The organism is Rhodococcus sp. C-2 (assembly GCF_027854095.1).
Classification (GTDB): Bacteria; Actinomycetota; Actinomycetes; order Mycobacteriales; family Mycobacteriaceae; genus Rhodococcus_F; species Rhodococcus_F qingshengii.
Genome location: NZ_JAQGFI010000030.1, coordinates 19,209 through 32,230, shown reverse-complemented (window position 1 = coordinate 32,230; position 13,022 = coordinate 19,209). Strand labels below are relative to the sequence as shown.

The window sequence follows — 13,022 nt, the reverse complement described above, 5'->3', positions numbered from 1 at the left end:
CCTCACGAGCCGTGTCATTCCACCCCTCGAGCACCAACGAACGCTCAACAGAATCCAAAATATCAACGTCACCAACAATGGTTGACCGATCAGCAACGACGGCAGCCAGGATGCGTTCGAATCGGGTTGCCATCGAGGCCACCGTCGACTCGTCGAACAGATCCGTCGCGTACGTGAACTGCGCCGCCATCCCGGCCGGGGCACCCGCCTCGTCGAACTGCTCGACCATGGTCAACTGCAGATCGAACTTCGCCGCCACCGCGCCGGTATCGACGCCCGCAACCGTCAGATCGCCCAACTGCAACCCGGTCTGGCGTGCGCTCTGGAACGAGAGCATCACCTGGAACAACGGATTACGCGCCTGCGACCGCGCCGGATTGAGCACCTCCACCAACCGCTCGAACGGCACATCCGCATGCGCAAACGCACCCAGATCGCCCTCACGAACCCGACCCAACAACCCCGAGAACGACTCCGAAGAATCCACCTCGGTCCGCAACACCAACGTATTGACGAACATCCCGATCAAATCATCGAGAACCTGCTCACCACGACCCGCCACCGGAGTACCGATCGCAATATCGGACGTCCCCGACAACCGCGACAACAACACCGCCAACGCCGCATGCACCACCATGAACAACGACGAATTCGACTCACGCGCAGCGTCACTCAACGACACATGCACATCACGATCAATCACGAACGAATACGCAGCACCACGATTGGACGCCACCGCCGGCCGCGGACGATCAGCCGGCAAATCCAACTGATCCGGCAACCCCGACAACGCCGACTCCCAGAAACCGATCTGACGCGAAATCAACGACGACGGATCATCTTCCGAACCGAGAGTCTCCCGCTGCCACAACGCGTAATCCGCATACTGCACCTCGAGCGGCGTCCACCCCGGCACCTCACCCCGAGAACGAGCCTCGTACGCCACCATCACATCACGCGTCAACGGCCCCATCGACACACCATCACCACTGATGTGATGAACCACCATCGCCAACACGAACTCCGACTCCGACACCGCGAACAACCGCGCCCGAACCGGAACCTCCACCGCCACATCGAAACCAGCCGACAAGAACTCCGTCACCGCACCAACGACATCGGACTCCGACACCGCCACCGGCGACAAATCCAACCGCACCCGATCCGCAGACAACACCTCCTGGAACCCGACACCGTCGACCTCCGGATACACCGTCCGCAAAATCTCATGCCGACCAACAACATCCGACACAGCAGCCTGCAGAGCCTCCACATCCAACAACCCCGACAACCGAATCGCCACCGGAATATTGTCAACATTGGATCCCGGGTCGAATCGGTTCAAGAACCACATCCGCTGCTGCGCCAACGACAACGGCACACGCTCCGGACGCACCCGAGCAGTCAACGCCGCCCGCGCACCCGAACCAACCTCCGACTCCACCCGAGCAGCCAACAACTCCACCGACGACGCCTCGAACAACACCCGCACCGGAACCTGCGCATCGAGCGCCTGCCCCAACCGAGCCGCCACCCGAGTAGCAATCAAAGAATTACCACCCAAAGCAAAGAAATCATCATCCAACCCGACACGCTCGACCCCGAGAACATCCCCGAACACCGACGCGACGATCTCCTCCACCGCCGTCACCGGAGCCCGGAACACCGCAACCTCGAACACCGGCTCCGGCAACAACTTCCGATCCAACTTCCCCGACGCATTCAGCGGCAACGCATCCAACACCATGATCAACGACGGAACCATGTACGACGGCAACACCGCACGCAGCGAATCCGTAAGCGCTACAACATCAACCACCGCACCCGACGCCGGCACCACATACCCAACCAAGCTGTCACCCGACTTGGCCGAAACAACAGTCACTGCAGATGCGGATACCGATGCATCAGCCACCAAAGCCGACTCGATCTCCCCCAACTCGATCCGCTGACCACGCAACTTCACCTGGAAATCACTACGGCCGATGTACTCCAGCTCCCCCGACGCATCCCACCGCACCAAATCGCCCGTGCGATACATCCGACCGCCCCCGCTGCCATCGGCAAACGGGTTCGCAACAAACCGATCCGACGACATTGCGGCCCGCCCGATATACCCGCGCGCCAACTGAATGCCCGATAGATAAAGCTCGCCGACAACACCCCTTGAAACCGGGTGCAGCCTGGAATCCAGGACTAGCAGCCCTGTATTCCACACAGCAGAACCAATCGGGATCGACACGGTCTCGTCCGATGTGACTTCATGGAAGGTCACATCAATTGCAGCCTCGGCAGGACCGTACAAATTCTCCAAGCGTGCTGATGGCATCACTCCGAAAACTTCCGCGGCAGTGCCAACTTTCAAGGCCTCGCCACCGGAAAACACCAGCCTCAAGGAAGGAATATTGCTGGCATATTCGGCTGAAATGAATAGGGCCATCATTGCAGGCACGAAGTGCGCGACCGTGACCGCATGCTCCCGGATCAACTTCGCTATGTACTGAGGGTCACGATGGCCATCCGGTTCGGCGATCACCATGCGCGCGCCTACTTGGCACGGCCAGAACAACTCCCAAAGTGAAACGTCAAATGTGGACGGAGTCTTGACCAGCACCACGTCCGACGGGTCCAAATTGTATCGATCCTGGCGCCAAAGCATCTGGTTTACTACGGCGATATGCGATACCAGGACGCCTTTCGGCGTCCCGGTAGAACCGGAAGTGAAAATCACATACGCAGGGTGATCTCCCCGAAGAGCAGACAGTCGCTCTGAATCGGTGATCGGATCAGTCGAATACGTATGCAGGTCAAGACTGTCAACATCAACCCAGGAAGTCGGCAACTTCGCGTCGAGTCGACCATCAACCGTAAAGTCACGCGAGTACAAGACAACGGCGGGCGCCGCCGTTCGCAAAACATAAGAGACGCGTTCAGTCGGATGCGATGGGTCCAGGGGTACATATCCGCCACCTGCACGAATCACCGCATGGGCTGCGATCACCCAAGATATAGACCGCCCCATGAGCACGCCGACCAGAACCTCAGGTCCAACACCTTGCGAAATCAGATGTCGGGCCAATCGATTGACGCGCGAATCGAATTCGCCATAGGTCAAGCTTTCGTCACCGTAAATCAGCGCAACATCCATAGCGCGCTGAGCCGTACCGACGACATCCACCAATCGCGTCGCGGGCAGATCCCGACGACTGGCGCGCGATCTGTTGTAGATCTCAATTCGTTCAACACCATCAAGAAGATCGACTTCTCCCACCAGCGCCGATGAATCGTCGAGAACTGTGCGCAGGATGCGTTCGAATCGGGTTGCCATCGAGGCCACCGTCGACTCGTCGAACAGATCCGTCGCGTACGTGAACGTCGCCGCCATCCCGGCCGGGGCACCGGACTCGTCGAACTGCTCGACCATGGTCAACTGCAGATCGAACTTCGCCGCCACCGCGCCGGTATCGACGCCCGCAACCGTCAGATCGCCCAACTGCAACGCGGTCTGCTCCATGTTCTGGAACGAGAGCATCACCTGGAACAACGGATTACGAGCCTGCGACCGCGCCGGATTGAGCACCTCCACCAACCGCTCGAACGGCAGATCCGCATGCGCAAACGCACCCAGATCGCCCTCACGAACCCGACCCAACAACCCCGAGAACGACTCCGAAGAATCCACCTCGGTCCGCAACACCAACGTATTGACGAACATCCCGATCAAATCATCGAGAACCTGCTCACCACGACCCGCCACCGGAGTACCGATCGCAATATCGGACGTCCCCGACAACCGCGACAACAACACCGCCAACGCCGCATGCACCACCATGAACAACGACGAATTCGACTCACGCGCAGCGTCACTCAACGACACATGCACATCACGATCAATCACGAACGAATACGCAGCACCACGATTGGACGCCACCGCCGGCCGCGGACGATCAGCCGGCAAATCCAACTGATCCGGCAACCCCGCCAACGCCGACTCCCAGAAACCGATCTGACGCGAAATCAACGACGACGGATCATCTTCCGAACCGAGAGTCTCCCGCTGCCACAACGCGTAATCCGCATACTGCACCGCCAACGGCGTCCACCCCGGCACCTCACCCCGAGAACGAGCCTCGTACGCCACCATCACATCACGCGTCAACGGCCCCATCGACACACCATCACCACTGATGTGATGAACCACCATCGCCAACACGAACTCCGACTCCGACACCGCGAACAACCGCGCCCGAACCGGAACCTCCACCGCCACATCGAAACCAGCCGACAAGAACTCCGTCACCGCACCAACGACATCGGACTCCGACACCGCCACCGGCGACAAATCCAACCGCACCCGATCCGCAGACAACACCTCCTGGAACCCGACACCGTCGACCTCCGGATACACCGTCCGCAAAATCTCATGCCGACCAACAACATCCGACACCGCAGCCTGCAGAGCCTCCACATCCAACAACCCCGACAACCGAATCGCCACCGGAATATTGTTCGCCGACGACAACGTATCGAAACGGTTCAAGAACCACATCCGCTGCTGCGCCAACGACAACGGCACCCGCTCCGGACGCACCCGAGCAGTCAACGCCGCCCGCGCACCCGAACCAACCTCCGACTCCACCCGAGCAGCCAACAACTCCACCGACGACGCCTCGAACAACACCCGCACCGGAACCTGCGCATCGAGCGCCTGCCCCAACCGAGCCGCCACCCGAGTAGCAATCAAAGAATTACCACCCAAAGCAAAGAAATCATCATCCAACCCGACACGCTCGACCCCGAGAACATCCCCGAACACCGACGCGACGATCTCCTCCACCGCCGTCACCGGAGCCCGGAACACCGCAACCTCGAACACCGGCTCCGGCAACAACTTCCGATCCAACTTTCCCGACGCATTCAGCGGCAACGCATCCAACACCATGATCAACGACGGAACCATGTACGACGGCAACACCGCACGCAGCGAATCCGTAAGCGCTACAACATCAACCACCGCACCCGACGCCGGCACCACATACCCAACCAAGCTGTCACCCGACTTGGAGTCAGAGTGCATCACGACGACGGCGTCGTTTACGTTCTCATGCGTGAGCAGGGCTGATTCGATCTCACCCAGTTCGATCCGCTGACCACGCAACTTCACCTGGAAATCACTACGGCCGATGTACTCCAGCTCCCCCGATTTGGTCCATCGAACCAAATCTCCGGTGCGGTACAACCTGGCGCCGGCTGATCCGAATGGATCGGCGACAAATCGCAGCGCCGTCATAGCAGGCTCACCGTGATATGCACGAGCCACCTGCGGTCCGCCCAAATACAGTTCACCGGCCACACCCACCGGCACTGGCGCCAACCGGCCGTCAAGCACAACAGTGGACGCGTTAGCGACGGGCGTACCGATCGGGACGACCACCGCCTCAGGAGTCGCCTCCCAAGCTGTTACCACCTCGACCTCGGCAGGCCCGTACCAGTTGTGCAGGCTCGCCGAGGCGTACCCGCTGAATCGGCGTACGGTGTCGGCGCTCAACGCCTCTCCTGCGACAAAGACTCGACGCACCGATTCCGGCAGCGGCGCGGGCACCGCGGACATGAATGCGCTCAACATCGACGGAACGAAATGCACCGTCGTGACCCGCTCTTGAGCGATGGTTTTCGCAAGATAATCTGCGTCCCGGTGTCCATCGGGAACCGCGATGACCAGTTTCGCGCCAGTTTGGAGAGTCCAGAACAATTCCCAGACCGAAATGTCGAAGGTGATCGGCGTTTTGTGCAGTACCACATCCGAGCAATCAAGCCTGTAGGTCGCCTGAGCCCACACCAACTGGTTCACCGTTGCGCTGTGTGTAATGGCAACGCCCTTGGGTCGACCTGTCGAACCTGAAGTGAAGATCAGATACGCCGTGTTTTGCGATCGCAAAGGCGAATTGCGTTCAGAGTCGGCAATCCGGCGAGATGGGAACCCGTCCAAGTTCAGAGCCTCGACAGTCACCATCCGTCGACCCGTCGACGCGAACTGATCGCGAGCGGTAGTCAGAATCAGTACCGGATCCGCCGCCTCTACGACGTACTCGGTGCGTTCTGCTGGATGATCTGGATCGATAGGAACGTAGGCGCCCCCAGCCTTCAGAACGGCGTAGATCGCAACCACGAGGTCAATGCTCCGACGCATCGCCACACCGACCAACTGCTCAGGTCCGACTCCTTCGGAAATGAGGTGACGCGCGAGTTGATTGACCTTGGCATCGAACTCCGCATACGTAAGTTCAATTGCGTCCATGGCCAACGCGACAGAGTTAGGCGTCCGCGCAACCTGCTCGTCGAACAACGAGACCAGCGTCGCATTGTCCGAGCACAAAGATCCGGCCGAAACAGCTTGTGCCAGTACCTGTTCACTCTCGCTCTGTGAGAGTACGGGAATATCACCCACCAGTACGTCCGGAGTTGCGGACACTGTGCTCAGAATTCGCAACAGACGATCGACGAATTCCAGCACCGTTGATTCGTCGAACAGGTCGGTTGCGTAGTTGAACGACCCGTGTATCCCTGAGGGTTCTCCAGACTCGCTGATGACCTCGGACAGAGTGATCTGAAGGTCGTATTTCGCCGTTCCCGAGTCCGCTTCGATCCCGGAAATCGTGAGTTCTGGCAACACGAACTGCGTTTGCGCAAAGTTCTGGAACACCAACAAAACCTGGAACAGCGGTGAGTGCGCAGTAGAACGCACGGGGTCGATCTCATCCACCAACCACTCGAACGGCACATCCGCATTGGCAAACGCCGATAGATCGATTTCACGCACCTGCTCCAGGAACGAACCGAATCCCTCCGACGCTTCGACGTTCGTGCGTAAGACCAGCGTGTTGACGAACATACCAATCAGATCGTCGAGTTCGGCCTCCCCGCGTCCTGCGACAGGAGTACCAAGCACCACGTCCGTGGAACTGCTCAGTCTGGACATCAAAACAGCCACAGCCGCGTGAATGACCATAAAGACAGTGACGTTGTGACCCTCTGCAAGCCTCGACAAGTCTGAATGAAGGCGTGCATCGATCGTGAAATTGACTGTCGCTCCGCGTAACGACTGAATCGCGGGCCTTGCACGATCCAAGGGGAGATTCAAAACGGGGGGGACGTCAGCCAACTGAGTTCGCCAATACGCAATTTGCTTCGACGCGATCGAGTCCGGGTCACCATCTGAGCCCAACATCTCGCGTTGCCACAACGCATAGTCCGCGTACTGCACTCCGAGAGGTGCCCACCCCGGAACCACCCCCCGAGATCGGGCCTCATACGCGACCATGACATCGCGCCCGAGTGGCCCGACTGAGGAACCGTCTCCGGCAACGTGGTGGATCACGACAACCAACACGTAGTCGCCAGAGCCAAGGCTGAACAGTTTCGCTCGAACGGGGACCTCAGCACCGACGTCGAATCCCTGTCCGACAACCTCTGCTACGCGCAGCATTACAGACTCGGCGTCGACCTCGACTGGACTCAAGTCCAGCACGACCTCTTCGGGTGGAACAATTACCTGCATTGGTCCATCTGGATCGCTTGGGTACAACGTTCTGAGCGACTCGTGCCGTGCCAGGACATCGGAAACAGCAGCTTTCAGCCCCGCCACGTCCAGCTTCCCTGAAAGCCGGATCGCGAGAGGAACATTGTAGACCGGCGACTCTGGGTCGAGTTGGTTCAGAAACCACATCCGTTGCTGTGCAAGGGACAACGGCACCCGCTCCGGACGCACCCGAGCAGTCAACGCCGCCCGAGCACCCGAACCGATCTTGGTCTGAACCCGGGCAGCCACGCGCTCGACCGAGGACACCTCGAACAGCACCCGTACCGGAACCTGCGTATCGAGCGCCTGCCCAAGGCGGGCAACCATCCGAGTCGCAATCAGCGAATTGCCACCCAAAGCAAAGAAATCATCATCAAGCCCGACCCGATCCACACCCAACACCTCGGCGAAAACCGAGGCAACCGACTCCTCCACCGGAGTCACCGGAGCCCGGAACGCCGCAGCCTCGAACACCGGCTTCGGCAACAGCTTCCGATCCAACTTCCCCGAAGCATTCAGCGGGAACGCATCCAACACCATGATCTGCGACGGCACCATATACGACGGCAACACCGACCCCAACGAATCCACAAGCGCCGCAACATCAACCACCGCTCCCGACGTCGGCACCACATACCCCACCAACTGATCACCGGTCTTGGTCGACACCACCGCCACCGACGACACCGACACCGACACATCGGCCACCAGGGCCGACTCGATCTCCCCCAACTCGATCCGCTGACCCCGGAACTTCACCTGGAAATCAGTGCGCCCGATGTACTCGAGCTCCCCCGACCAGCCCCACCGCACCAAGTCCCCCGTGCGGTACATCCGATCGCCGACACTGCCATGAGTGAACGGATTCGCGACGAAGCGATCCGCCGACAAATCCGGACGAGAAACATACCCACGAGCCAACTGATCACCCGCAAGATACAACTCTCCCGCAACACCCGCCGGCACCGGACGCAATCGCGAATCCAAGACGAAAACCTGCGAATTCCACTGCGGCACACCAATAGAAGCCACACCACCGTGGACAGCATCCGTCACATCCGCGAACGTGATCGACACCGCGGCCTCGGTCGGACCATACAAGTTGTGAACCCGCGCGCTTGAAACAACACCGAAATCGCGCACCGTCTGCGCCGGCAACGCCTCACCGATGACGAACACATCACGTAGCGAATCCAACTGGCTGGCAGAGACTTCCCCCGCGAACACCGACAGCATCGTCGGCACGAAGTCCGTCACCGTCACGCGCTGATCAGCGATCACCGACGCCAAATACCCCGGATCCCGATGACCGTCATGAGTGGCCACCACCAACCGAGCACCCACCGCCAACGGCAGGAAGAACCCCCACAAAGACACGTCGAACGTCGTCGCAGTCTTCTGCAGATACACATCCGACCCGGTCAGAACATACTGCCCCTGCATCCACGCCATCTGATTGACGATCGCCGCATGCGAAACCGCCACACCCTTCGGCTTCCCCGTCGACCCCGACGTGAAAATCACATACGCAGCATTCGAAACACGCAACGGCGCAACACGATCCACATCAGAAACAGGCGCATCCGAGAATCCGGACACGTCCAGCTCGTCTATCAACACCACATCGAATTTACTCGGCAACACCACACCGTCACCAGCAGTGGACAACACACAGACCGGTGCCGCGGTCTCGAGAATATGACCATTGCGCTCGACCGGATGATCCGGATCCAACGGCACATACGCCCCACCCGCAGCAACCACTGCATACATACCAACCACAAGGTCAACCGACCGGCGCATCGCCAACGCCACCAACGACTCCGGCCCCACGCCCACCGAAATCAGATACCGTGCAAGACGGTTCACCCGAGACCCGAACTCCGCATACGTCAGAGACTGCCCCTCGAACACCACCGCCACCGCATCCGGCGTCGCCGCCACCTGCGCAACAAACCCGTCGAGCAACAAAGCACCAACAGTCAACTCGTGAACAGTGTCATTGACCGCCACCAGCACCTGCGAACGCTCGCCCTCACCGAGCAACTCCACATCCCCGACAACCGAATCAGGCTCCGCCACCATTGCTTCCAGAACACGCACCAACCGCTCCGCAAACGAAACAACTGTCGACGCGTCGAACAGATCCGTCGCATACGTCAACGACATCGGCATCCCCACACCGACGCCGTCCTCCTCCAACGGCGTCACCGTCAACTGCAGATCGAACTTCGCGATCTCGACACCGGCGTCGAAACCGGCAATCGACAGTCCCGGCAACTCCACGACATCCTGCGCCATGTTCTGAAAGAACAACGCAACCTGGAACAACGGATGATGGGCCTGCGACCGCGCCGGATCAAGCACTTCCACCAAACGCTCGAACGGCACGTCCTCGTTGCCGAACGCCCCGAGATCGACCTCACGAACCCGACCCAATAACGCCGAGAAAGACTCCGAAGAATCCACCTCGGTCCGCAACACCAACGTATTGACGAACATACCAATCAGATCGTCCAGCTCCGGCTCACCCCGCCCTGCGATCGGAGAGCCCACCACAACGTCGTCACTACCGCTCAGCCGCGCCAACAACACCGCCAACGCCGCATGCACCACCATGAACAACGACACATTACGATCAAGCGCCAACTGCTCGAGCGCTCGATGTAACCGCGCGTCTATCGAAAACTGGTAACTCGCACCCTGATTGGATGCCACCAACGGCCGCGGGCGATCCGCCGGCAGCTCGATCCGCTCCGGCAACCCCGCCAACACCGACGTCCAATACCCCAACTGCTCAGACATCAACGACGACGGATCACCCTCGGACCCCAACACCTCACGCTGCCACAACGCGTAATCCGCATACTGCACCGCCAACGGCGCCCACCCCGGAACCTGTCCACCCGCACGCGCCACATACGCCATCGACACATCACGCACCAACGGACCCATCGACACACCGTCAGCAGCGATATGGTGAATCACCAACGCCAACACAAACTCCGACGAACCCGTCTGGAACAAACGAACCCGTAATGGCACCTCGACCGTGACATCGAACCCCTCTGCCACCACTGGCGTCAGCACACCGAGCAAGTCGGCCGCGTCGACAGTTTCGGGCAATACAGTTTCCACGAATTCGTCCACCGGAAGTACTTGTTGGAACCCGATGCCCTCGAATTCCGGATAGACGGTCCGCAACACCTCGTGCCGCGCAACAACATCCGACAGCGCTGCGGACAGTGCCGAAACATCGACGGCACCGGACAACCGCAACACGATCGGAATGTTGTTCACACCAGACACAGAGTCGAATCTCGACAAGAACCACATCCGCGACTGTGCAAGGGAAAGAGGTATCCGCTCCGGACGAGAGCGAGGGGCCAAGGCAATTCGCACACGCCCCGCTGAATCTGACAAAACAGATGCAAGACCGGAGACTGTCGAGTACTCGAAGAGCGTTTTGACCTGAACCCGCACATCGAAAGCCGCACTGAGACGCCCGGCCAATTTCGCAGCAATCAACGAGTTGCCGCCGAGTTCGAAGAAGTCGTCGTCAGCGCCGACTCGGTCCACCCCCAAGAGTTCTTCGAATATGCGCGCGACCACGACCTCACCATCGGAGGATGGCGCTACAAACTCTCGGGCCTCGAATACGGGATCAGGAAGTGCTGCTGAATCCAGCTTTCCTACTGGCGTCAAGGGAATCTCGTCGATGACAACGACAGCCGCCGGAATCATGTGACGGGGAAGATCCGTCTTGACCACTGCCAGGACGTCATCCCCGGACAGCACGGCTCCAACTGCAGGAAGCACATAAGAGATGAGAGCCGTTTCACCGCTGGGCAACACTCGCCCGAGCGTTGTCACGAACTCGACCCGTTCGTCGAGTGCGATGACCGCGTCGATTTCAGTCAACTCGATGCGGAAGCCACGGATCTTGACCTGGGAATCGGACCGTCCGACGTATTCGACGCTACGATCGCCGGCAGCACTTTCCGTCCACCGCACCACGTCCCCCGTGCGGTACATTCGTTCACCCTGTGCCCCAAAGGGATTCGCGATGAATCGATCGGCCGTCATACCTGCCAAATTGTGGTATCCGCGCGCAACCTGCGGCCCTGCAAGATAGAGCTCACCCGTAGTCCCCGTCGGTACAGGCTGCAAGCGGGCATCCAATACCAAAGACGCTGCACCACGAATCGGACCACCGATCGTGACGGGATCACCCGCGCCGAGTTCCGTCATGTTCGTGACGATCGTCATCTCGGTCGGGCCGTACGCGTTGACAAAGTGGCGTCCGGGCGCCCACTTCGCGACCAACTCTGGCGGACACGCTTCACCCGCGACCACGACGACAGCAACATCGTCGAGTCCAGATGGATCCACCGATGCGAGCACCGAAGGAGTAGCGCCGACATGCGTCACTCGCTCTGTCTTGATCAGCTCGGCTAGCTCGGGCCCACCGTAGATGCTCGATGGGGCAATCACCATGACGGCGCCAGCCCCGATCGTCTCGAGTAGTTCGAAGATCGATACGTCGAAGCTTGGAGTCGTGAAGTGCAAAACCCGCGAATTGCCGTCGAGCGACAGCATGCGAATTTGCTCTCGCTGCAGGACGGCTAGCCCCGAATGCGAAACAACAACACCCTTGGGTCGCCCTGTGGAGCCGGATGTGTAGATGACGTACGCGGCGTGCTGCTCACGCAGTGTCCTTACCCGCTCGTCATACGTCACTGGCGCGCCGGAGACAGCGGCCAACGACTCGACAGTGTCCGAAGCATCGATCGAGATCCACCCGACCGAGTCGGTTAACCCGGCGCGTGCACCCTCAGTGGTCAACCCGACCGAAACTCCAGAATCGCTGATCATGTAGGCCACGCGATCGGCTGGATAGTTCGGATCCACCGGGACGAAGGCGGCGCCGGACTTGGCGACTGCCCACAGTGCCAGAACGGACTCGATGGACCGCGGTATCGAAATTGCAACCCGATCCTCTGGCCCCATGCCGCCGGCGATCAACAATCTCGCCAAACGAGACGATTGCTCGTCCAACTCTGCGTATGACAGCGAACGTCCTTCGAACCGCAACGCCTCCCGCTCGGGCCCCAGCTCGACGGCCGCCGCCAGCAGTTGCGGAAGCAACGAGGTGCTGGCACGACGGCCGCGTGCCGGACGCTCTCGACGTGCCTTGCGAGCTACCGAAGTCCCTGGCGTCACACCATCGGAGCTCATGCGGTCACGACCTGCACTCGAACGGCATGCTGGAGGAACACGTGCTGCGTCAAGACAATTTCACCTTCGCTTTGGTACTGCAGTTCGATCAGTATTCGCAGGAATCCGATCACTTCCGAGGTTCTACCCTTGACCTGGGCAAATCGCGTTCGACGTCCCGGTAAAGCCCCAATAGTTGATCGGACACACCGAACCATTGTTACAG

1 protein-coding gene is annotated in these 13,022 nt (G+C 59.8%); it reads right to left on the bottom strand.

Going from position 1 to position 13,022, the window contains the following annotated elements:
* Window positions 1-12,817 (bottom strand): non-ribosomal peptide synthetase (locus tag PCS43_RS33155; protein ID WP_270923244.1); only part of this gene is annotated, 12,817 nt, incomplete at its 3' end.
* Window positions 12,818-13,022: the final 205 nt, after the last annotated feature.